Here is a 24898-nt window from a genome sequence, read left to right as displayed (position 1 = left end):
GTCATCATAAGAATCCTTTCTTTTGGTTGTTTCTTGGTCGTTATAACCTTAGCAGAAAAGGATTCTTTTTTCATCTAATAAGTGAAAAAGAGAATCCCACTGAAAAGCCGGTAAGTCAGCATTTCAGTGGAATTTTGTATTTGTCGGTGAATAATCTAGGTATAAAAAGCTCTTTGTGTCAAAAGTGACAAACTCTTGACAATGTTTTTTTTCAGCTATAAAATTAATAATGTATATTTTTAATTTTTTCACTAGAAAATGGCAAGCCGAGCGCTGTATATTGAAATTTGGAAACAATGTCCAGCCGACATGTTTGAAACATGACTAAAGTTCATAGCAAGAGGAGGTGAAACGATGGAACCCATTACAATCATCTCCATTTTGCTTGGCCTAATCGTCGGTGTAGTTGTTGGCTATTTTATTCGAAGATCCATTGCGGAGGCAAAGATTACAGGAGCAAAAGGTGCAGCTGAACAAATAATTGATGATGCGAAGCGCGAGGCAGAAGCACTGAAGAAAGAAGCCCTGTTAGAAGCAAAGGATGAAATTCATAAACTTCGTACAGAAACGGAAAAAGAACTTCGTGAACGAAGAAACGAATTGCAAAAACAAGAAAATCGTTTAATGCAAAAAGAAGAGAACCTCGATCGAAAAGATGAAACATTGGATAAACGTGAGTTCACGTTAGAAAAGAAAGAGGAGTCTCTGAACAAAAGACAACAACATATTGAAGAGATGGAAAGCAAAGTGGACGAGATGGTACGATCGCAACAAGCTGAACTAGAACGCATCTCCAGTCTCACTCGCGATGAGGCTCGTTCAATTATATTAGAACGTGTCGAAAAAGAATTAGCTCACGATATTGCTCTAATGATAAAAGAACAAGAAAATCGTGCAAAGGAAGAAGCTGACAAGAAAGCGAAAGAAGTTCTTTCCCTTGCGATACAACGTTGTGCTGCTGATCATGTAGCAGAGACGACTGTATCTGTCGTAAACCTTCCAAATGATGAGATGAAAGGTAGAATTATTGGACGTGAGGGTAGAAATATCCGAACACTTGAGACCCTCACAGGAATCGATCTCATTATCGATGATACACCTGAAGCGGTTATTCTTTCGGGGTTTGATCCGATTCGTCGTGAAACAGCGCGTATTGCTTTAGAAAAATTAGTCCAAGATGGACGTATTCACCCTGCTCGCATTGAGGAAATGGTTGATAAAGCGAGAAGAGAAGTGGATGAACATATTCGGGAGATTGGAGAACAGACAACATTTGAAGTAGGTGTACATGGACTCCATCCTGATTTAATAAAAATATTAGGACGTTTAAAATTCCGGACAAGTTATGGTCAAAACGTTTTAAAACATTCCATGGAAGTCGCGTTTTTAACAGGATTACTTGCGGCCGAACTTGGAGAAGACGAAACGCTTGCTAGACGTGCTGGTTTGTTGCACGATATAGGAAAAGCGATTGATCATGAAGTAGAAGGAAGCCATGTTGAAATTGGTGTGGAACTTGCAACGAAATATAAAGAACATCCAGTTGTGATCAACAGTATCGCTTCCCATCATGGTGACACAGAACCAACTTCTATTATTGCAATTTTAGTTGCGGCAGCTGATGCTTTATCAGCAGCAAGACCAGGTGCGCGTAGTGAAACGCTAGAAAATTACATTCGACGTTTAGAGAAACTCGAGGAAATCTCCGAGTCATATGAGGGCGTTGAAAAATCATTTGCGATTCAAGCGGGCCGTGAAATTCGAATCATCGTAAAACCTGAGCAAATAGATGATTTAGAAGCACATCGATTAGCGAGGGATATACGGAAACGAATTGAGGGAGAACTTGATTATCCTGGTCATATTAAAGTGACCGTCATTCGGGAAACAAGAGCTGTTGAATATGCGAAATAAAGCGGTGTGAGTCTCACACCGCTTTTATTTGCACATGAGCAGATCTATTATAACTCTGAATTTTTTGTTTCTATGTTGATTTGATATACTACCATTACATTTTGAATGAAACTAGAAAGGGTTTTTTCATGAAAATACTATTTATTGGCGACGTCGTAGGTTCATTAGGAAGGGAAATGGTATCCGAATATCTACCTAAATTAAAAAAACAATACCAACCTGATGTAACCATAGTAAATGGAGAAAATGCAGCGGCAGGTCGCGGAATCACGGAAAAAATATACCGACAGTTTTTACAAGACGGTGCGAATATTGTGACATTAGGAAATCATGCGTGGGATAATCGAGAGATCTTTGAGTTTATCGACAAAGCAAAATTTTTAGTGCGACCAGCCAATTTTCCGGAAGGTACACCTGGTGCCGGAATGATCATGACAAAAGTGATGGGATACGAAATTGCTGTCATTAATGTACAAGGGCGCACGTTTATGCCTCCATTAGATTGTCCTTTTGAAACAGTAAAACAATTAGTAGAAAAAGCACGGGAACATACTCCATATATTTTTGTTGATTTTCATGCAGAAGCAACGAGTGAAAAGCAGGCGATGGGCTGGTTTTTGGATGGGAAAGTGTCAGCAGTTGTTGGGACACATACACATGTCCAAACTGCAGATCAAAGAATTTTGCCAAATGGAACCGCCTACTTAACAGACGTTGGAATGACTGGCCCTTATGACGGGATTCTTGGGATGGCTCGTGAAGGTGTATTGAAGAAATTTTTGACCAGTTTGCCAGTTCGATTTGAAGTCCCCAAATCCGGTAGAAAAATACTAAGTGGCTGCTTGGTTGAATTACAAAATAAAACGGGGAAAGCAGTGAAAATTGACCGAATTTTAATTTCGGAAGATTCCCCGTTTATCGCAGAGTAGATTTAGGGTATAAAGAATTCCCCTCAAATAAGTCGAATTAGTGCATTTTTCTTGCCGAGTCGGAATATTCCCTTAAATGAGTGAATATAGTAGCAGTGGAATCATTTATACCGGATGTAGCAACTCGGGCATTTGGTATTTGGGAATTGACAAGGGGGAACAGGGAATGGAAATATTAAAAGTTTCAGCAAAATCTAATCCGAATTCTGTAGCTGGAGCACTAGCCGGTGTTCTTCGAGAACGAGGTGCCGCAGAAATTCAAGCAATAGGCGCAGGAGCATTGAATCAAGCAGTGAAAGCCGTTGCGATAGCCCGTGGTTTCGTTGCACCGAGTGGTGTCGATTTAATTTGTATTCCAGCATTTACAGATATTCAAATTGAGGGAGAAGAACGAACGGCGATTAAATTAATTGTCGAGCCGAGATGATGAAAAGCTGTTTTTCGATGTACAAGACATCGAGAAACAGCTTTTTTTCTTTACTCCTCCCGACGATAAGTCAACATCAGCTCGTGGAGAACCTCGCTATTGTTTCCTTTATCTCAGTCGCAGACTCCGAAATTCGTACGCGGATGATCAAGGCGCTTCCGTTTTTGTTCGACCAATAAAGCTTAACTTGTCATAATATTAAAAAACCTTTTGCAAAATAATGAAGGAAAGGTTAAAATAGAAATACAATTAATTCAATGAATTTACTTGGGTTTAAATCAGGTTGTTATGTAAAAGAAACAAACTTTCTATTGAAATATCTTCGCGCTTAGGGCTAGAATCACGTCAATTCACTTTCTGCAAGGGGGAATATGTCATGATTTTTGATGCGCATTGTGATGTTCTTTACCAACTTCAATTAGACGCAATAAAGAATTTCCAATCAGAGTCAGATCTTCATGTTACATATGAACAGCTGAACAAGGTTGGGGGAAAAGTTCAATGTTTTGCGATCTATCTGCCATCAGATACAACACCGAACGACCGCTTTCAAACGGCCTTAGAGGAATTGGATTTATTTTTTGAAAAAGTCATTAAACCGAACCCTAAGATGAAACTAATTAAATCGAGAAAAGATCTCCTCGGTTTAGAAGCTTCGGAGATAGGGGCGGTACTTACTCTTGAAGGCTGTGAAGCGATTGAAGAGGATCTGATCAAACTAAGAACGTTGTATCATTTAGGTGTCCGTTCTTTCGGTTTGACTTGGAATAATGCCAATGCTTTAGCTGATGGAGCGGGCGAAAAACGCGCAGCTGGTCTTACAAATTTTGGGAAAAAGGTTGTCCATGAGCTAAATGATCTCCATGTATGGACAGATGTATCCCATTTATCAGAAAAAGCGTTCTGGGATGTGATAGAAATTGCAGATTTCCCCATTGCTTCACATTCAAATAGTTATAAGCTTTGCCCACACCCGAGAAATTTAAAGGACCAACAAATTAAAGCTTTAATCGAAAAAAATGGAGTTATTGGGATTACCTTTGTCCCGCATTTTTTACAAAAGGATGGAAAGGCCGTATTGGAAGATGTTGTGCAGCATTTAGATTATATATGTTCTCTTGGTGGAGAGAATCATGTTGGGTTTGGGTCTGATTTCGATGGGATTGATGAAACGATTCCAACATTATCTCGGTATCAGGATTATGAGAACTTGATAGACAAATTACACAAATATTATACAGACAAGCAAGTAAGAAAATTTTTATACGATAATTTTGTTAACCATTTCCCCTTGTAGAAGAGAAGTGGATAGATTCCTATAATTGGGATGATGTGGAAGTCCTGATAAGGGAAGCTCAAAAACGTTCCTATCTTTTCAAAACAAGATAGGATCCAATGGAATGTTTGTCTCAAAGTCATAACTTACTAGTTTTAGCAGGCTTTTTTGTTTTGATTTACTAGGAAAAGTGATACACTTATGGAGGAACTAAGTGAAGTATCGAACGTATTGAAGGGGTGTTCATTAATGATAGATCAACTTTCATGGAAAGTCGGCGGCCAACAAGGTGAAGGGATTGAAAGTACTGGAGAAATCTTCTCTATGGCTTTGAATCGTCTTGGATACTACCTGTACGGATATCGCCATTTTTCTTCTCGTATAAAAGGTGGACATACGAATAATAAAATTCGTGTTAGCACAAAACAAGTCCGTGCTGTTTCGGATGATTTAGATATATTAGTTGCTTTTGACCAAGAAACGATTGATGTAAACTACCATGAATTACATGAACGTGGATTGATCATTGCAGATGCGAAGTTTAACCCGGTAAAACCGGAAGATACAAAGGCTACTCTGTTTATTGTTCCATTTACGGAAATTGCGAAAGAACTCGGCACATCTTTAATGAAAAACATGGTGGCGATTGGAGCGACTTGTGCCGTTTTAAATATTGAAGTAAATGTATTCCAAGCGGTCGTAAATGAAATTTTTGGCCGAAAAGGGGAATCCGTTGTTCAAAAAAATATGGAAGCAATTCAACAAGGCTTCGATTATATGAAGAATGAATTAGGCGATCAAGTGGGTGCGATGGAACTTGAAAAGGCTGATGGCAAACACCGTATGTTTATGATTGGGAATGATGCGATTGCACTTGGCGCTTTAGCAGGTGGTGTTCGGATTATGGCTGCTTATCCTATCACACCAGCTTCAGAAATTATGGAGTATTTGATTCAAAAACTTCCGCAAGTTGGTGGAACAGTCATTCAAACAGAAGATGAGATTGCTGCAGCCACTATGGCGATTGGGTCAAACTATGGTGGGGTACGTGCATTCACGGCTTCAGCAGGTCCAGGTTTATCATTAATGATGGAAGCGATTGGACTCGCAGGAATGACGGAAACCCCATTGGTGATCGTGGATACACAACGTGGGGGTCCATCAACAGGCTTACCAACAAAACAAGAACAATCTGATCTAATGGCGATGATCTATGGTACACATGGAGAAATTCCTAAAATTGTCATGGCTCCGAGCACGGTGGAAGAGGCATTCTATGATACAATTGAGGCATTTAATCTAGCTGAACAATATCAGTGTCCAGTCATTCTATTATCCGATTTACAATTGTCATTAGGTAAACAAACGGTAGAACCTTTAGACTATAGTAAAGTAAAGATTCGTCGTGGAAAATTAATTCAAGATGAAAATCAACTTCCTGAGTTAGATGGTGCTTCCTATTTTAAACGATACGAAGTGACAGCTGATGGAATTTCACCACGAGTAATTCCTGGAATGAAAAATGGAATCCATCATGTCACTGGCGTTGAGCATGATGAAACAGGTAAACCTTCTGAGTCTCCATCTAACCGAAAAGATCAGATGGATAAAAGATTTCGTAAGCTAGAAAAAGTGGAATTTAACCAACCAATCTATAAAAATATAAAACATGACGAGGCGGATTTATTATTAGTTGGATTTAACTCAACTAGAGGTGTATTAGAGGAAGCTGCAGAGCGTTTAGAAAAGGATGGAATAAAAGTGAATCATGCGCAAGTTCGTTTAATTCATCCATTCCCGACAGATGAGATGCTTCCGCTCGTTCAATCTGCTAAAAGAATAGCTGTTGTTGAACATAATGCGACAGGACAATTAGCGAATATTATCAAAATGAATGTTGGACATGCTCAAAAAATCTCTAACCTTCTTAAATATGACGGAAATCCATTCCTGCCGCATGAAATTTACTCAAAGTGCAAGGAGTTGATTTAATTGGCTACTTTTAAAGATTTTCGTAATAATGTGAAACCAAACTGGTGCCCAGGATGTGGGGATTTCTCCGTGCAAGCGGCAATCCAACGGGCAGCAGCAAATAAAGGCTTAGAACCAAATGAACTAGCTGTTATTTCAGGTATTGGATGTTCTGGACGTATTTCAGGTTATATAAAATCATATGGATTACATGGAATTCACGGTCGGGCCTTACCGATTGCTCAAGGTGTGAAGATGGCTAATAAGGATTTAACCGTCATTGCGTCTGGAGGAGATGGAGATGGATTTGCTATTGGAACAGGACATACCATTCATGCCATCCGCCGAAATATTGATATTACTTATGTGATTATGGATAACCAAATTTATGGCCTAACAAAAGGTCAAACTTCACCAAGATCTGCGGCCGGGTTTGTGACAAAATCCACTCCGGAAGGGGCAATTGAACACCCACTTCCACCGATGGAATTAGCTTTAACATCAGGTGCTACCTTTGTTGCGCAAAGCTTTTCATCTGATTTAAAAGAGCTTACAGCGTTGATTGAAGCAGGGATTGAACACAAAGGCTTCTCGATTATTAACGTATTTAGCCCATGTGTAACTTATAATAAAGTGAATACGTATGAATGGTTTAAAGAAAACTTAACAAAATTAAGTAGTATTGAGGATTATGACCCATCCAATCGTGAACTAGCGATGAATACATTAATGAAAAATAATGGACTCGTGACAGGATTAATTTATCAAAACAAAGAACAACCTTCCTACCAACAATTGGTTCACGGATACGCGGAGGAACCATTAACAGAACAAGACTTGAAATTAAATGATGAATACTTTACAAACCTTGTAAAAGAGTTTATGTAAAATGAATGGGCTGAAACGAACGTTTCAGCTTATTTATATGAGGGAACAATATTTGTCGGTTTTCGTAACCCCTTAAACTTCTATTGTTTAATAAATAGAAAACATTTATACTAAAATAATGTGTAAGTATTGATCTATTATAGGAAAGGGGAATTTCATGAACGAGCAACAACGATTACAAGGTCAACAAGTGAAACAAAATAATCCTTCGGACAAAAAATCCGAAAAGGATTACAGTAAGTATTTTGATACTGTATACATGCCACCATCCCTAAAAGAAGCGAAGCGACGTGGGAAAGAAGAAATAAAATATCATAATGATTTTGAAATACCTGAAGAGTTTTTAGAAATGGGAAAGGGTCGTAAATTCTATATCCGTACGTATGGATGCCAAATGAATGAACATGATACTGAAGTTATGGCAGGAATTTTCATACAGCTTGGGTATGAGCCTACCGATACGGTTGAGGATGCCAATGTGATCCTTTTAAATACTTGTGCAATTCGGGAAAACGCAGAGAATAAAGTATTTGGGGAAATTGGTCATTTAAAACAATTGAAAACAGAGAAGCCAGACCTTCTTTTAGGTGTATGTGGCTGTATGTCTCAAGAAGAATCGGTTGTCAATAGAATTCTAAGCAAACATCAACATGTGGATATCATTTTCGGTACACATAATATTCATCGCCTTCCTAATATCCTAAAAGAAGCCTATTTATCTAAAGAGATGGTGATTGAAGTATGGTCAAAAGAGGGAGATGTAGTTGAAAATCTTCCAAAAGTCCGAAATGGAAAAATTAAGGCTTGGGTCAATATTATGTATGGCTGTGATAAATTTTGCACGTATTGTATTGTGCCATATACTCGCGGAAAAGAACGTAGCCGTAGACCAGAAGAAATCATTCAAGAAGTTCGTCATTTAGCAGCTCAAGGATATCAAGAGATTACATTATTAGGCCAAAACGTGAATGCTTATGGAAAAGATTTTGATGACATTCATTATGGACTTGGTGATTTAATGGATGCAATCCGTAAAATTGATATCCCTCGGGTCCGCTTTACAACAAGTCACCCAAGAGACTTTGATGATCATCTGATCGAAGTACTTGCGAAAAAAGGAAACTTAATGGATCATATCCATCTTCCGGTTCAATCAGGTTCTAGTGATATTTTGAAAATTATGGCTCGTAAATATTCTCGTGAGACTTATTTAGAACTTGTTCAAAAAATTAAAAAGGCCATTCCAGATGTGGCTTTAACAACAGATATTATTGTAGGATTCCCAAATGAAACAGACGAACAATTTGAAGAAACATTATCATTAGTGCGGGAAGTCGGGTTTGAGGCTGCCTATACATTCATTTATTCACCACGTGAAGGAACTCCAGCAGCAAAAATGAAGGATAATGTTCCAATGGAAGTGAAAAAGGAACGTCTGCAACGGTTAAATCAATTAGTTAATGAACTTTCTGCAGAAGCAATGAAAAAATATGAAGGCCAAATTGTAGAAGTTCTCGTTGAAGGAGAAAGTAAAAATAATCCCGAAATCCTTGCAGGTTATACAAATAAAAATAAATTGGTCAACTTTAAAGGACCTAAATCCTGTATTGGACATATTGTAAAAGTAAAAATTAATGAAGCCAAAACCTGGTCTTTAAATGGTGAAGTGATTGAAGAAAAAGAAGCTGTTGAGGTGATATAAGATGGCAAAATATACAAAAGATGATATTGTAAAACGCGCAACAGAATTAGCGAAATTGATTTCTGAAACAGAAGAGGTAGAATTCTTCAAGCGTGCTGAAGCACAAATTCATGAAAATCAAAAAGTAAAAGAAATGATTGCAAGTATGAAAAGTTTGCAAAAACAAGCCGTCAACTTCCAACATTATGGGAAAGTAGAAGCATTGAAAATGGTGGAAGAAAAAATAAATAAAATCGAAAAAGAATTGGATGAAATACCTGTTGTTCAACAGTTTAAGGAATCACAGGTTGAAGTTAATGACCTATTACAAATTGTGGCATCAGCCATTTCAAACACTGTAACCGATGAAATCATCACTTCAACAGGAGGAGATCTTCTTCGAGGTGAGACTGGTGCACAAGTTCGAAACAGCTCAAATTGCTGCCATTAATCCAATTTTTTGAGGAGGAACTGATTCCATAGATTATTATGGGATTAGTTCTCTTTTTTTCAGACAGCCATTCTTTATTCCAACTATAAACACCCCCCTCTATTGCACATCCGTCTATTTTCCGCATACAATGACTAGCAAAGACCGTATTACAATATTTTTTCAGAAAAAAATTCATGTTAGGCACACTAGTCTAGTGTCATGCATAGGATGAAATGAAAATGAATGAGGAGGGTTCGCTCGAATGGCAGAATATAGAGAAATTATTACAAAAGCGGTCGTTGCGAAGGGACGTAAATTCACGCAGTCCCATCATACGATCTGTCCGCCCGATTACCCATCGAGCATATTAGGCTGTTGGATTATTAACCATGAGTATGAGGCAACGAAAGTAGGCAAAACAGTCGAAGTTTGCGGAACATATGACGTGAATATTTGGTATTCCCATAAAGATAATACCAAAACAGATGTATATTGTGACACAGTGGAGTACAAGGACATTATTAAATTAAAATATCGCGACAATGATTGCTTAGATGATAAAGCAGTGATCGCTAAAGTTCTACAACAGCCAAATGCATGTGAAGCAGTGATTTCATCAAGTGGGAATGAAATTATTGTTCATGTGGAAAGGGAGTTTCTCGTTGAAGTAATAGGGGAGACAAAGTTATGTGTAGCGATTCATCCAAATGGTTGTAAGGATGATTGGCACACTGGTTTCGAATATGAAGATGATGACGATGAATATAAGAAATTAAATTCAGATTTTATCGATTCATATGATAAATAAAATGCACTGCCTGTTTTCCCCTAAATGAAAACAGGCAATTGTTTTTTTAGTTATATGCTAGCTAATTTCGTTTTTTTCAAAATAATGCAAAATGCCCATTGCGCTAACAGTCATATCAAGTTGAATAATTTTGTATACTTCATGATCATCCTGTATATGTTGTTGTAAAAATGATTTCACTAAATGAATTAATTTCCCACTTAACCATATATGGTCCTGGTGTTGCTCAAAAGCTTCTTCCCCGAGAGACATAAATAGGGGCAACCAATATTGAATTTGTTTATACACTTCATGAACGTCATGAGACTTTCCAAAGTGCCCGAAGAAAATTTGATCCACTTGTAAATTTTGAATTCGTTCAAGTGATTGGAGCATTTTATCCGGGTCAAATTGATTAGGTGAAGTAGAAGGTAAATAGAGTTGTACATTTGAGTCATTTAAAGAAGGTCCATAGTTCACACCGATTGTATCTCCTGTAAAGATCCCATTGCTAATTGGATCATAAATACTAAAATGATGATCACTGTGACCTGGTGTATCTAGAAAACTAAGGGTACAATTTGGACCAATTTGTAAAGTGTCACCGTCATTTTTAATGATCACTTTATCTTCAGGAACAGGAATAATCGGGGCAAATAATCGATCAAAATCGTCCCCATAAACCGCTTTTGCCCCTTGAATAAGGCGCAAAGGATCCACGATATGCCGTGCACCGCGTGGATGAACAACAAGCTTGGCATTTGGGCATTCCTTTAACAACACCCCAGCACCCCCGGCGTGATCAAGATGGATATGTGTCACGATAATATAATCAATCTTATCTGGATTAATGGAGAGGTCTTTTAATCCAGATAATACGTATGGGATAGAGGGGCTAGGGCCTGTTTCGATTAAGGTGATATTTTCCTCCTCGATCACATAAGTCCCTGTCCGTTTTTCCATTCCCAAATCAAATCCATCAATTAAATGAATGCGGTTTCCAAGTTGGATTGGTTTATTTGTCATCACTCTCTTCCTCCTCCTGTTACTTTCATATATTCAAGTCTATTTCCTTAAGTGTAAGGAATGATCACTTAAAAGTAAATAAAATTCAGAAAACTGATCGTTATAATAGAAAAAGAAAGGAAGAATTTAATCGCGATATGAAGGGTTGATCTCAGAAAAATAGGCTGCCATTATGTTATAATATAGTTTCGAAATAGTTAATGGTAGAATGGAAAGGGTTTGGAGATAAAATGGCCAAATATACGCCAATGATTCAACAATACTTACAAGTGAAGGCAGATTATCAAGATGCCTTTTTGTTTTTTCGTTTAGGAGATTTTTATGAAATGTTTGTGCGCCCATAAGGACTTATAAGAAATCTGTACTTACAATACAGTAGGTTAAACCGCATTTGCCTATCGCTAGCGGACTTATCCTGGAGAGAAATCAAAAGGGGAGTGTAGCATGTCCGAAAAGCCTTAAGTTGGTTAACTACCAAAACCACGACTGAAAGGCGAAGCGAAAAGTTGTAAACAAGGATGAAAGTTGGATTACTTGAACGATAATCTGAGCCGGTAGAACGTAGCCATAGACGAAAGGTAGTTGAAACGTCTATTGACCTTAGGTTGAGTAATGAAAAACATGTTCCTCAACAAAATATTTACATTTCGTCTTCTTGTAAATATGAGCGGTTCAAGGTCAGGCATCTCCAATAAGGAGAAAAGGGTGAAAGTCGCATCCGACATTACAACAAGTATGTTCTTATAAGACTAAATGGGGATTACCTAAGTTAGAACGCCTGTTATGGCTATAGCTAAAGAGCTTGAATATCTAATATGGTAACGGAGCTTCCGTAGTAGTCCGAGCTAGGGAAAGCCTAGTACATGGCGAAGGGACGCAGTTCATCTTGTTTGATACAAATTTGGGAAGGAGCGTGAGGCTTCATGAGAGATCCATTAGTAGTATTAAACAATCTAGCTAGCAAATCGCATCTTGAAGAATATGTGTACTTCAAAATTTATAGGAACCTCTATAATAGGAATTTCTATCTTGTTGCATACAGCAAATTAGCACCTAATGGAGGGAATTTAACGGAAGGTGTTAACGGTACAACAATAGATGGAATGAGTATTCAAAGAATTGATGACTTAATTGAACAAATCAAAAATGAAAGTTACAAACCACAACCAGTTAGAAGGACTTACATTCCAAAGAAAAATGGAAAACTAAGACCATTAGGAATACCATCATTTAACGATAAGTTAGTCCAAGAAGTAGTTAGGATGATTCTTGAAGCGATTTATGAAAATTCTTTCTCTGACCATTCACATGGATTCAGACCGAACAGAAGCTGTCATACAGCTCTGATGGAAATAAAAAGAAATTTCACAGGTGTCAAGTGGTTCATAGAAGGGGACATTGAAGGTTTCTTCGATAATATTAATCATCAGAAGTTAATTTCGATTCTTAGGAAGAGAATTAAAGATGAAAAATTTATTAACCTTATATGGAAATTCTTAAAAGCTGGATATATGGAGGACTGGAAATTCCATAAAACCTATAGTGGAACTCCACAAGGCGGAATAATTAGCCCAATATTATCTAATATTTACCTAAATGAACTTGATAATTTTGTTGAAAACTACAAATTCGACAATTTCACTGAAGGTAAAAAGCGGAAAAGAAATCCTGAATACAAGCTTATAAGCGGTAGGATAGAATATAAAGTGAAGAAACTTAAAGACAACTATGAAACCTTAGATGAATCGGAAAGACGACAACTTCAAGATGAAATCAATGAACTACGAAATACCTTAAGAAGTATGCAATATTCAGACCCAATGGATGGTAATGATAAAAGGTTACTATATGTAAGGTATGCTGATGATTTTCTTATTGGCATAATTGGGAGTAAAAAAGATGCAAGTCATATTAAAGAAATACTTTCGGAATTTCTAAAGGATGAGCTTAAGTTAAATTTATCAGACGATAAAACGCTGATAACTAATGGGAAAGATTTCGCGAGATTCCTGAGTTATGACATTACTATTGAAAACAGTCATGAACGCATCAGGGATAAAAATGGGAATCTAAGAAGATTTTTCAACGGAAGATGTCAGTTATATGTGCCTAGAGAAAAGTGGATCAACACACTTTTGGACTTGGGTGCATTAAAAATCGACCGAACTGGTAAGTGGAAGTGGCTTCACAGACCTGAGCTAATCAATCGGGATGATTTGGAAATATTGAGTACGTATAATTCCGAGATTAGAGGATTCTACATTTACTACAGGTTAGCAAAAAACGCGAGTGTGGTAGGGAAATTTTACTCACTCATGAAACACAGTATGTTTAAAACATTTGCTAATAAATATAAAACATCTACAGCGAAAATTATCAGGAAGTATTCTGTCAACGGGACTTTTATGGTCAAGTATGAAACGAAGTCTGGTACAAAATACAGAAAACTTTATGATGAAGGGTTTAAGAGAAATGAATCGGTAATCAAGAATATTGATGTCGATCATCTCCCGAATACCTTTTAATATGCTGGTCGTACAAGTTTCATTGATAGACTGATGGCGGACAGGTGTGAATACTGTAGTAAAGAAAGTGATGATTTAGAAGTACATCATATTAAGAAGCTCAAAGATTTGAAAGGCAAGGCAAATTAGGAAAGAATGATGATTGCAAGACAAAGAAAAATTCTTGTCTTATGCGAGAAATGTCATAATGATTTGCATGCCGGTAAGTTAGATTGATGAATGGAAAGCCGTATACTCTGAGAGGAGTACGTACGGTTTGGGGGAGGGTTCTTGGAAACCTACTACAGAAATGTAGCAAGGCGCTGGGTTCCTATCCTACTTTGATGATGCGGTCACAGCGTCTCAGGAATTAGAAATTACGTTAACAAGTCGTGATGGTGGTGGAGAAGGAAGAATTCCCATGTGTGGGGTACCATACCATTCGGCGGCTTCATATATTGAAAGACTAATTGAAAAAGGATTTAAAGTAGCGATTTGTGAACAAACAGAGGATCCAAAGCAAGCTAAAGGTGTCATAAAAAGAGAAGTTGTCCAGTTAATTACCCCAGGGACGATGATGGAAGGGAAAGGTTTAGCTGAGAAGGAAAACAATTACCTTGGTTCTATCTCAGCCTTTGAAGATGGCACATATGGATTTGCCTATAATGATTTATCAACAGGGGAGAATCATGTCACATTATTTACGGAGTCTTTTGATGAGGTATTAAACGAGATATCGACTTTAGGTGTAAAAGAGGTTGTGATTCACTCAACATTTGATCAGGAGCTACAGAAGAAAATGGCGGAACGTGCTCCCCTCACTTTTTCATTTGAAGATGATACTGACATAAAAGAGTCCTATATAGAACTACTTCAATCGATTGAGCAGGATAAATTACGTATCACAATGGCTCGGATTTTTAATTATTTGTACCGAACACAAAAAAGAAGTTTAGATCATTTACAGCCTGTGGAAACGTACACTGTTCATCAGTTCATGAAAATGGATTATTATTCTAAGAGGAATCTAGAGTTAACAGAAACCATTCGTTCTAAGGGGAAAAAAGGCTCCTTATTATGGTTGTTGGATGAAACGAAAACTGCTATGGGAGGACGACTTTTAAAGCAATGGATTGACCGACCTCTCATTACGCAATCCGAAATTGAAAAAAGACAGCAATTAGTAGAATTGCTCATTGAATATTACTTCGAAAGACAAGACTTAAGAGAATTATTGAAGGAAGTATATGATGTTGAAAGATTAGCTGGTCGAGTGGCCTTTGGAAATGTCAATGCTCGTGACCTTGTCCAACTAAAAAGATCTTTACAACAAGTCCCAATGATCCGCGAGTTATTTTTACAAATCGACCATGACGAAATGAAGAGGGTCGCAAATGAACTAGATTCATGTGAAGAAATCACCGAATTCCTAGATAAAGCATTACTTGATACCCCTCCTTTATCCATCAAAGAGGGAGGGATCATAAAGGATGGGTACCATGAGGAATTAGATCGCTACCGTGATGCTAGTAGAAACGGGAAAGATTGGATCGCACAATTAGAACAATCGGAAAAGGAAAAAACAGGCATTAAATCTTTGAAGGTTGGATTTAACCGAGTGTTTGGCTATTACATAGAAGTGACGAAAGCCAATTTACCTTTGTTAAATGAAGACCGTTATGAACGGAAACAGACGTTAACGAATGCCGAACGATTTATCACTCCAGAACTCAAGGAAAAGGAGGCCTTAATTCTCCAAGCAGAGGAGAAAAGTGTCGATTTAGAGTATGATTTATTTTTGCAAATTCGCGAATATGTAAAAAATTTCATTCCACGATTGCAAAATCTTGCGAAGAAACTAAGTGAACTCGACGTGTTACAATGCTTTGCTACGATTAGTGAAATGCGTCATTATGTGAAACCAAGTTTCCATCAAGACCGAACATTATATATTAAAGATGGAAGACATCCTGTTGTGGAAAAAGTGATGTCCTCCCAACAATATGTGCCGAATGATTGTGTAATGGGCAAAGAAAGAGAGATCCTGTTAATTACTGGACCAAATATGTCGGGGAAAAGTACGTATATGAGGCAAATTGCTCTCACAGCGGTGCTGGCACAAATCGGTTGTTTTGTTCCTGCGGAAGAAGCAGTTCTCCCTATATTTGACCAAGTGTTTACACGGATTGGGGCAGCCGATGATTTAATTTCTGGACAAAGCACATTTATGGTTGAAATGTTAGAAGCGAAAAATGCGATTACAAATGCAACCCAACATTCGCTTATTTTATTTGATGAGATTGGAAGAGGAACTTCTACCTACGATGGGATGTCCTTAGCACAAGCAATGATTGAGTATATTCATGAACGAATTGGGGCAAAAACCTTATTTTCCACTCATTATCATGAACTAACCGTGTTAGAAAAAACATTATCCCATTTGAAGAATGTTCATGTCAGTGCAGTTGAACAAAATGGAAAAGTTGTATTTCTCCATAAAATTAAGGAAGGCGCTGCCGATAAGAGCTATGGAGTCCATGTTGCCAAGCTTGCACAACTTCCAAAAGAAGTCATATCACGTGCTAATGAAATCTTAAATGAATTGGAACATCAAGATGTCCCTAAACGAATAGAACAAGCAACCACCCCTTCGGAAGAAAAGGAAACACTGACGATTCAAGAAGGTCAGCTATCGTTTTTTGAAGAAAAACCAAAACAAGAGAAGAAAGCAACGCCGACGTCGAAGGAAAGAAAGATCCTTCATGAATTAGCATCTTTGAATATTTTGGAAATGAATCCTTTGCAAGCGTTCAATGCACTGTATGAGTTACAGAAAAAGCTGAAATAATTAGAGAAAAAATACAACATAAGAGGTGAATACAGTTGGGGAAAATTATTCAATTGGATGATATTTTATCGAATAAAATTGCCGCCGGAGAAGTTGTAGAGAGACCCGCCTCTGTTGTAAAAGAATTGGTTGAAAATGCGATAGATGCCCATAGTACTGTGGTTGAAATCGATATAGAAGAAGCGGGATTAAGTAAAATATGTATTATTGATAATGGAGATGGAATTGAAGAAGAGGATTGTCTCAAGGCATTTAATCGTCATGCGACAAGTAAAATAAAAAATGAGGAAGATTTATTCAGAATCCGTACATTAGGATTTCGTGGAGAAGCCCTCCCAAGTATTGCCTCTGTTTCACAATTAGAACTCATTTCAAGTGTTGGAGATCAAGTAGGGACAAGGATTTACCTAGAAGGTGGAAAATTGGTGAAGCAAGAGCAAGCCTCTGCCCGAAAAGGAACAGAAATAACAGTTTCTAATTTATTTTATAATACACCTGCAAGATTAAAGTATATGAAAACCGTTCATACGGAGCTCGGGAATATTACTGATGTGGTGAATCGTCTTGCTTTAGCACATCCAGAGGTATCGATTCGTCTTCGTCATCATGATCGCGTACTTCTTCAAACGAATGGAAAAGGGGATGTAAGACAAGTCCTCGCCTCTATTTATGGGGTCAATATTGCCAAAATGATGATTCCGCTTTCTGGCACTTCTTTAGATTTTGAAATCGATGGGTGGATTTCATTACCTGAAGTGACGAGGGCATCGCGTAACTATATATCAACGATGATTAATGGTCGTTTCATTAAAAACTATCCACTCGCAAAAGCGATTCAAGAAGGATATCATACATTATTACCGATCGGTCGTTACCCAATTGTTCTATTAAATATAAAAATGGACCCATTATTAGTGGATGTCAATGTCCATCCCTCCAAAATGGAGGTTCGATTCAGCAAAGAAAAAGAGTTAAATGAACTTGTGACAACATGTATCAAAAAAGTTTTTCAAAAGGAAGAATTAATTCCGAAAGAAACAATGAAACCGAAAAGTGAGGTATTTTCAGAGCAACAAATTTTTTCTTTAGACCATTTGCCTGTGAAAGAATCTCACTCAAATCGTCCTTCACGTATTGGAACATCCAATTCATACGAGAAGCCATCGTCTTCACTTCCAAAAGAAGAAATGAAAATCTTGTACGAAAGAGAAGTTAATGACTGGAATCAAGAGCAACAACAAGTTCAGAACCATACAGCCATGATGGATGACCTTCCCTTCCCTGAAGTTACCATCCATGAGCCAACCCAGCCCTTTATGGAGGAACAGGAGAATACCAATGACTTGAATGAGTCAAAAACAGAGAGTCGAATTCCACCCATGTATCCGATTGGTCAAATGCATGGAACCTATATTTTTGCACAAAATGAACGGGGGCTCTATATTATTGATCAACATGCGGCACAGGAACGTTTAAAATATGAATTTTTCCGTGAGAAAGTTGGACAAATTGAAAATGAACTACAAGATATGCTTATCCCGTTAACCCTACAATATTCAATGGATGAATTTGTGAAAATTACTGAATATCAAGAGGAGCTAGAAAAAGTGGGAGTGTTTTTAGAGTCGTTTGGTCCCTCCTCCTTTATCGTTCGCTCTCATCCCCAATGGTTTCCAAAAGGGGAGGAAAAAGAAATTATTGAAGAGATGATTGAACAATTATTAACGATGAAAACAGTGGATATTAAGAAATTACGTGAAGAGGCGGCAATTATGATGAGTTGTAAAGCATCTATTAAGGCCAATCGTCATTTGCGTGATGATGAAATCCAAAGCTTGCTCGATAGTTTGCGTATGAGCTCCGATCCTTTCACATGTCCACATGGTCGCCCTATTATTATTCATTATTCTACGTATGAAATGCAGAAGATGTTTAAGAGGGTCATGTAGTTTTTGACAAGGTAAAAATGCTGATTTATCAATGTTTTACCTTGTTTTTTTGTGTGATGAAGGCAGGGAACCGTCAAAATAGATATGTTTTAGCATATAGTTAAGGTATACTAATGCAAGGATTTTATTTTTTCTAAATGGAGTGAGGGAATTGAGCTTTAAAGGGCAAAAAATATTACCAGCTATCCGTTCAATGAAGGATTTTGACAAAATGCTAAAAACCCAGTATGAGTATGGTGTTTTTTTAGATATGCATATTGGAATGTTGAAAAGTGTTTTTGATTATGCTAGACAAAATAACCGAAAGATGTTTTTACATGCCGATCTCATTCATGGGTTAAGTAGTGATGAATATGCGGCAGAGTTTCTTGCGCAATATGTGAAACCGTATGGAATCATTTCAACAAAAGGGAATGTCATCATGAAAGCGAAACAAAAAGGAATATTTACAGTTCAACGGGTGTTTATTATCGATTCAAGTGCGCTGGAAAGAAGTATAAAACTCATCTCGAAAACAAATCCAGATTATATTGAGCTCCTTCCAGGTGTTGTGCCTAAAACGATTAGTGAGATGTATGAAAGAACTGGAAAATCTATTTTTGCTGGTGGATTAATTGACCATCCAGAGGAAGTTGAGCAGGCATTAAATGCGGGAGCTTCCGCCATTACCACTTCGGATAAAAGTTTATGGAAGCATTATAGTTAAAGCGGTAAATTACTCAGATGTTTAATAATCCGAAAGATTGAGACAAAGCTAATAGTACGAGTATCTTATCACAGAAACGGATCATTAGCCAAAATGTTTAAATGGGAGGCTGTCCAAAAAAGTGTGCCATTTCAAAATGCGAATTCGAAATGGAAACGTCTCTTAAAGACAGCCGGCTAGTTCCATTTGAACGACGATTATGCTTCGTCACTTTTTGGAATCTTTATGCCTTTTTCATTTAAATATTGCTCAATATACTTTACCATAATTTCTAAAGTTCTGACTCTAGCATATCGTTTATCATTTCCTTCAATAATAAACCAAGGGGACGAAGGAACATCTGTTTTAGCAAACATTTCCTCGGCAGCTGCTTGATATTGATCCCATTTTTCCCGATTCCGCCAATCCTCATCGGTTATTTTCCAATTTTTTAGCGGATTATTTTCTCTCTCCTTAAATCGTTTTAACTGTTCCTCTTGATCAATTTGAAACCAGAACTTGGCGATAATATAGCGATCATCTGTACACATTTTTTCAAATTGGTTAATTTCTTGATAGGCACGCTGCCATTCTTCCTCTGTGGCAAATTTCTCAATTCTTTCGACTAAAACACGACCATACCATGAGCGGTCAAATATGGTTATTTGACCATACTTCGGTAACTTTCTCCAAAATCTTTGTAAATAATGGTATCTTTTTTCATGAGGAGCAGGGGCTGATATGGGCTGAACCCGAAATCCTCGCGGGTCAAGTCGTTCAGTCACGCGCTTGATCGCTCCCCCTTTTCCAGCCGCATCCATCCCTTCCATGACAAAAATAACTCCAATATTCTCCTGGAATAGGATTTGTTGTAACCTAAGCAAACGTAATTGATACTTTTTCAATCTTTTTTTATACGTCTTTTTGTCATCGATCTTCTTCATTAAATCGACAGAATCCAATCGTTTTTCCAACTTAACCCCTCATTTCTATTAAATACTATTATTATCCTATTATGATTATAGGGATTTTGTCCAATTTTTGTTCCAATTTTTACAGGAAAGATAATTGACAAGAGCGATTTTTTTGTTTTTTCTATAGATTTTAATAGAAAAAACGATTGACACCGCTTTCAATATATTTTAAGCTTAATATACAAGTTAATAATTTGTGATGGAGAACAAATGAGACTCACATAAATTCTTGAACTAATTTAGGTAATGCTAATTAGTAGATAGATTTTTGTGGGTCTTTTTGTTTTCTAAACGTTTAAAGAAAAGCTTTTGGGGAGGAATATTTCATGTCACCATATTTAGCTGAATTAGTAGGAACCGCCTTATTAATTGTGTTAGGTGGAGGGGTTTGTGCGAACGTAAACTTGAAAAAATCATATGCACATGGGGCAGGATGGTTAGTCATCAACATTGGGTGGGGATTAGCGGTTACATTTGCTGTCTATGCCACTGGGCAATTTAGTGGAGCTCATTTAAATCCAGCTGTAACATTAGGTTTAGCATTTAATGGAGATTTTTTATGGTCACAAGTATTTGGATATATAGTGGCTCAAATGATTGGAGCGATCATTGGTGCAACGATCGTCTACTTCCACTTCTTACCTCATTGGAAAGTCACTGAAGATCCTGGTACGAAACTTGGTGTTTTCGCAACAGGACCAGCGATTCCACACACATTTGCCAACCTTATGAGTGAGTTTATCGGAACATTCGTTTTAGTATTAGGGATTTTAACCATTGGAGCCAATAAATTTGCAGATGGATTAAATCCATTCATTGTCGGTTTGCTAATTGTTGCGATTGGGGTATCGTTAGGTGGAACAACAGGATATGCCATTAATCCTGCACGTGATTTAGGTCCACGTATTGCTCATTTTATTTTACCGATACCAGGAAAGGGTTCATCCAATTGGAAATATGCATGGATCCCAGTCGTGGGGCCTATGCTAGGAGGATCATTTGCAGGATTATTTTATCAAGCTGTATTTATCGGAAATGTCGTTCCTGCCTTTTGGGGAGTACTTGTCGTATCAATCATTGTTTTCATCATTGCTTCTATGATGACACATCGCCAAGCAAAATTAACTTTACATCAAGATTCTATTTGAATGAAGAAAACTGAAAATTAAGTAATAAAGTAGTCAAATCAAATAGAAATATGAGGAAAAATAAGGAGGAAATTAAAATGGAAAAATATATTCTTTCATTAGATCAAGGAACTACTAGTTCACGTGCGATGCTTTTTGACCAAAAAGGTGAAATTGTTCATGTGGCTCAACGAGAATTTACTCAACATTTTCCAAACCCTGGTTGGGTCGAACATAATGCAAATGAAATTTGGGGGACTATTTTAGCATGTATTGCAACCGTTTTATCAGAAGCAGATGTTAGACCTGAGCAAGTCGCTGGAATTGGGATTACAAATCAACGGGAAACGACCGTTGTGTGGGAAAAGGATACAGGTCGCCCCATTTATAATGCGATTGTTTGGCAATCACGTCAAACAGCGGAAATTTGTGAGGAATTAAAGGAAAAAGGATTAAATGATATATTCAGTCAAAAGACTGGTTTATTGATCGACGCTTATTTCTCTGGAACAAAAGTCAAATGGATTTTAGACCATGTTGAAGGCGCTAGGGAACGTGCAGAAAAAGGTGAACTATTATTTGGAACGATTGATACATGGCTAATTTGGAAGTTATCAGGTGGACGTGCCCATGTAACGGATTATTCCAATGCATCACGAACATTAATGTATAATATCCATGAATTAAAATGGGATGATGAACTTTTAAATATTTTAGACATCCCTAAAGAGATGCTTCCTGAAGTTCGACCTTCTTCTGAAGTATATGCAAACACCATTCCACACCATTTCTTTGGTCAAGAAATACCGATCGCTGGAGCTGCTGGGGATCAGCAAGCAGCACTTTTTGGCCAAGCATGCTTCGAAGGTGGAATGGCCAAAAATACGTATGGAACTGGTTGTTTTATGTTAATGAATACAGGAGAAAAAGCAGTTCAATCCGAAAACGGTTTATTAACAACGATTGCATGGGGGATTGATGGAAAAGTAGAGTATGCCTTAGAAGGTAGTATTTTTGTGGCGGGATCTGCCATCCAATGGTTACGCGATGGGATGAGAATGATTAAAGAAGCAAAAGAAAGTGAAAGATATGCGACAAATGTAGATTCAACAGAGGGTGTTTATGTTGTTCCAGCTTTTGTTGGATTGGGTACCCCATATTGGGATAGTGATGTTCGGGGAGCTGTATTCGGTTTAACGAGAGGAACAGAAAAAGAACATTTTATCCGTGCGACATTAGAATCTCTTGCCTATCAAACGAAAGATGTGTTGGATGCAATGGAAGCTGATTCAAAAATTGCTTTGAAAACATTACGTGTAGATGGTGGGGCCGTAAAGAACAACTTCTTAATGCAATTCCAAAGTGATATTTTAAATGTTCCTGTAGAACGTCCAATTATGAATGAAACAACCGCTCTAGGTGCAGCCTATCTTGCAGGTCTAGCCGTTGGATTCTGGAAAGATCGAGAAGATATTGCGACTCATTGGAATTTAGATCAACAATTTGAACCTAAGATGGACGAAGAAAAACAACAAGAATTATATAAAGGTTGGAAAACAGCCATTCAAGCAACTATGGCTTTTAAAAACTAAAGATTTCTGATATAATATACTTAAGTTAATATTTGAGTGTCAGGAGACGAAGAGAGACCTAGCTACATTGTGGGGGAAAACTACCATAATGATAGTTCAGGTCTCTTCGTGTTTTTTTTAGAAAAAAAGGAATGATAACTATATGGAGGTATGTAAAATGACATTTTCAAGCTTACAACGAGAAGATATATTAAATAAAATGAAAAGCGAGACATTTGACTTACTAGTCATTGGAGGAGGAATAACAGGAGCTGGGATTGCACTAGATGCTGTTACACGTGGATTAAAAGTGGCCCTTGTAGAAATGCAGGATTTTGCTGCAGGAACTTCCAGTCGTTCTACGAAGCTTGTACATGGTGGTCTTCGTTATTTAAAACAATTTGAAGTGAAAATGGTAGCAGAAGTTGGGAAAGAACGAGCGATTGTGTACGAAAACGGCCCACATGTAACAACTCCAGAATGGATGCTTTTACCTATTCATAAAGGAGGAACCTTTGGAAAATTCAGTACAGGAATTGGTTTAAGAGTTTACGATTACTTGGCAGGTGTAAAAAAATCTGAACGGAGAACGATGCTTTCTGCCGAAAAAACTTCTAACCTTGAACCTTTATTAAAAAAAGAAGGGTTAAAAGGCGGCGGTTATTACGTAGAATATCGTACAGATGATGCCAGATTAACGATTGAGGTGATGAAAGCCGCAGTTGCTCATGGGGCTCACTCCATCAACTATGTAAAAGCTGAGGAATTTATATATGATGACCATAAAAAAGTAAAAGGAGCACGCGTTCAAGATCTTTTAAGTGGAGACACTTTCTCTATTCGTGCTGAAAAAGTCGTAAATGCTTCTGGTCCATGGGTCGATGATGTACGCAAAAAAGATTATTCTACTAATAATAAAAATTTACGATTAACAAAAGGGATTCACTTAGTTATCGACCAATCTGTCTTCCCATTACGTCAAGCTATCTACTTTGATACTCCAGATGGGCGGATGGTATTCGCTATTCCTCGTGATGGAAAAGCATATGTTGGTACAACTGATACGTTCTTTGATAAGGATAAAGCACATCCGAAAATGTTAAGCGAAGATCGTGATTATGTGTTAAAAGCGATTCGTTATATGTTCCCAGAAATTAAGGTCACAGAAAAGGATGTTGAATCAAGTTGGGCTGGGGTTCGTCCTCTTATTTATGAAGAAGGGAAAGATCCTTCTGAAATTTCTCGTAAAGATGAAATTTGGGAAGGGGATAGCGGCCTCATTACTATTGCGGGTGGTAAATTAACTGGTTACCGTAAAATGGCTGAAACAGTTGTCGATCGCGTAACGAAAGAACTTCAGGGAGAAAACTACGGTCAATATCGCGCTTGTCAAACAAGAAATATGCCAATATCTGGTGGGCATGTTGGGGGATCGAATAATTTAAGTCGCTTCATTGAAGAAAAAGGAAAAGAAGCGGAAAACTTTGGATTATCTATTGAAGATGGACGTTATCTTGCCCATAAATATGGCTCTAATGTCGATGAATTATTCGAGTTGGCGAAAAAATATCAAACAGATGGAGACAAAACATTACCTGCAGCCATTTATGCACAAGTGATGTACGCAATCACCCAAGAATTAGTTGCAAAACCTGTCGACTTTTTTATCCGACGTACAGGTGCCTTATTCTTCAATATCAAATGGGTGCATGAATGGAAAAAACCAGTCATTGATTTAATGGCAAAACAATTAAATTGGGATGAAGAAACAAAACAACGTTATGTGGCTGAGTTAGAAAAAGAATTAAAAGATGCTGTCACACCTGTTGACCTTCAAAAATAATCCTGCTTTTTCGAAATGGTCTTATAAGGATACTCATTCCTTATAAGGCCGTTTCTTTTTATTCA

The 24898-nt window shown here is 37.5% G+C and carries 16 protein-coding genes and 3 pseudogenes; 17 read left to right on the top strand and 2 right to left on the bottom strand.

Annotation, left to right across the window (positions count from 1 at the left end):
* The first annotated feature begins 354 nt into the window (after positions 1 to 354).
* The 9 genes from rny (at position 355) to J2S13_RS05385 (ending at position 10327) form a co-directional block, all read left to right on the top strand.
* Positions 355 to 1914 carry a ribonuclease Y gene (gene rny / locus J2S13_RS05425; RefSeq protein ID WP_307256692.1) on the top strand — a complete coding sequence of 520 codons (1560 nt, stop codon included), beginning with the start codon at positions 355 to 357 and terminating at the stop codon, positions 1912 to 1914.
* Positions 1915 to 2042: 128 nt separating this feature from the next.
* Positions 2043 to 2843, top strand: a complete 801-nt coding sequence (locus J2S13_RS05420; RefSeq protein WP_307256691.1) for a TIGR00282 family metallophosphoesterase — start codon at positions 2043 to 2045, stop codon at positions 2841 to 2843.
* Between the two features lie 166 nt (positions 2844 to 3009).
* Positions 3010 to 3270: a stage V sporulation protein SpoVS gene (gene spoVS / locus J2S13_RS05415; RefSeq protein ID WP_003352407.1), complete on the top strand. Its 261-nt coding sequence runs from the start codon at positions 3010 to 3012 to the stop codon at positions 3268 to 3270.
* A 376-nt stretch (positions 3271 to 3646) separates the two neighbouring features.
* A complete protein-coding gene (locus tag J2S13_RS05410; protein ID WP_307256690.1) occupies positions 3647 to 4567 on the top strand; it encodes a dipeptidase in 921 nt (306 codons plus the stop codon).
* 228 nt (positions 4568 to 4795) lie between these two features.
* Positions 4796 to 6538 (top strand): 2-oxoacid:acceptor oxidoreductase subunit alpha, encoded by a 1743-nt coding sequence (locus J2S13_RS05405; protein WP_307256689.1) that lies wholly within the window; start codon positions 4796 to 4798, stop codon positions 6536 to 6538.
* Positions 6539 to 7405 carry a 2-oxoacid:ferredoxin oxidoreductase subunit beta gene (locus tag J2S13_RS05400; protein ID WP_307256688.1) on the top strand — a complete coding sequence of 289 codons (867 nt, stop codon included), beginning with the start codon at positions 6539 to 6541 and terminating at the stop codon, positions 7403 to 7405.
* A gap of 157 nt (positions 7406 to 7562) precedes the next feature.
* Entirely contained in the window at positions 7563 to 9107 is a 1545-nt protein-coding gene (gene miaB, locus J2S13_RS05395; protein ID WP_307256687.1) for a tRNA (N6-isopentenyl adenosine(37)-C2)-methylthiotransferase MiaB, read from the top strand.
* Between the two features lies 1 nt (position 9108).
* Positions 9109 to 9537: a YlbF/YmcA family competence regulator gene (locus J2S13_RS05390; protein ID WP_307256686.1), complete on the top strand. Its 429-nt coding sequence runs from the start codon at positions 9109 to 9111 to the stop codon at positions 9535 to 9537.
* Positions 9538 to 9781: 244 nt separating this feature from the next.
* On the top strand, positions 9782 to 10327 hold the full coding sequence (locus tag J2S13_RS05385; RefSeq protein ID WP_307256685.1) for an outer spore coat protein CotE: 546 nt from the start codon (positions 9782 to 9784) through the stop codon (positions 10325 to 10327).
* Positions 10328 to 10384: 57 nt separating this feature from the next.
* Here J2S13_RS05385 and J2S13_RS05380 read toward each other — a convergent pair whose 3' ends face one another.
* Complete coding sequence (locus J2S13_RS05380; RefSeq protein ID WP_307256684.1) at positions 10385 to 11335, bottom strand: MBL fold metallo-hydrolase; 951 nt, start codon at positions 11333 to 11335, stop codon at positions 10385 to 10387.
* Positions 11336 to 11562: 227 nt separating this feature from the next.
* Between J2S13_RS05380 and J2S13_RS05375 the strand changes: the two are divergent.
* From J2S13_RS05375 to J2S13_RS05355, 5 genes and pseudogenes are all read left to right on the top strand, one after another.
* Positions 11563 to 11664, top strand: a pseudogene (locus J2S13_RS05375) (MutS N-terminal domain-containing protein); the annotation flags it as partial.
* Positions 11665 to 12255: 591 nt separating this feature from the next.
* Positions 12256 to 14073: pseudogene (locus tag J2S13_RS05370) on the top strand (reverse transcriptase domain-containing protein).
* Between the two features lie 100 nt (positions 14074 to 14173).
* Positions 14174 to 16684: pseudogene (gene mutS / locus J2S13_RS05365) on the top strand (DNA mismatch repair protein MutS); the annotation flags it as partial.
* Positions 16685 to 16719: 35 nt separating this feature from the next.
* Complete coding sequence (mutL, locus tag J2S13_RS05360) at positions 16720 to 18633, top strand: DNA mismatch repair endonuclease MutL (RefSeq protein ID WP_307256682.1); 1914 nt, start codon at positions 16720 to 16722, stop codon at positions 18631 to 18633.
* A 151-nt stretch (positions 18634 to 18784) separates the two neighbouring features.
* Complete coding sequence (locus J2S13_RS05355; RefSeq protein WP_307256680.1) at positions 18785 to 19339, top strand: glycerol-3-phosphate responsive antiterminator; 555 nt, start codon at positions 18785 to 18787, stop codon at positions 19337 to 19339.
* A 197-nt stretch (positions 19340 to 19536) separates the two neighbouring features.
* Here the strand turns inward: J2S13_RS05355 and J2S13_RS05350 are convergent, their stop codons facing one another.
* Entirely contained in the window at positions 19537 to 20262 is a 726-nt protein-coding gene (locus J2S13_RS05350; protein ID WP_307256695.1) for a polyphosphate kinase 2 family protein, read from the bottom strand.
* Between the two features lie 356 nt (positions 20263 to 20618).
* Between J2S13_RS05350 and J2S13_RS05345 the strand changes: the two genes are divergently transcribed.
* The 3 genes from J2S13_RS05345 to J2S13_RS05335 all read left to right on the top strand — a co-directional run bounded on the left by J2S13_RS05345 (position 20619) and on the right by J2S13_RS05335 (position 24833).
* A complete protein-coding gene (locus J2S13_RS05345; RefSeq protein ID WP_307256679.1) occupies positions 20619 to 21440 on the top strand; it encodes an MIP/aquaporin family protein in 822 nt (273 codons plus the stop codon).
* Between the two features lie 77 nt (positions 21441 to 21517).
* The gene (gene glpK, locus J2S13_RS05340) at positions 21518 to 23011 is read left to right on the top strand and encodes a glycerol kinase GlpK (RefSeq protein ID WP_307256678.1); all 1494 of its coding nucleotides are present in this window, start codon (positions 21518 to 21520) and stop codon (positions 23009 to 23011) included.
* Between the two features lie 157 nt (positions 23012 to 23168).
* Positions 23169 to 24833 (top strand): glycerol-3-phosphate dehydrogenase/oxidase, encoded by a 1665-nt coding sequence (locus J2S13_RS05335; protein WP_307256677.1) that lies wholly within the window; start codon positions 23169 to 23171, stop codon positions 24831 to 24833.
* Positions 24834 to 24898 lie beyond the last annotated feature (65 nt).

It is taken from the genome of Oikeobacillus pervagus (assembly GCF_030813365.1).
GTDB classification, from domain to species: domain Bacteria; phylum Bacillota; class Bacilli; order Bacillales; family DSM-23947; genus Oikeobacillus; species Oikeobacillus pervagus.
The sequence above is the reverse complement of the archived record's forward strand: the minus strand, read 5'-3'. Positions and strand labels throughout refer to the sequence as shown.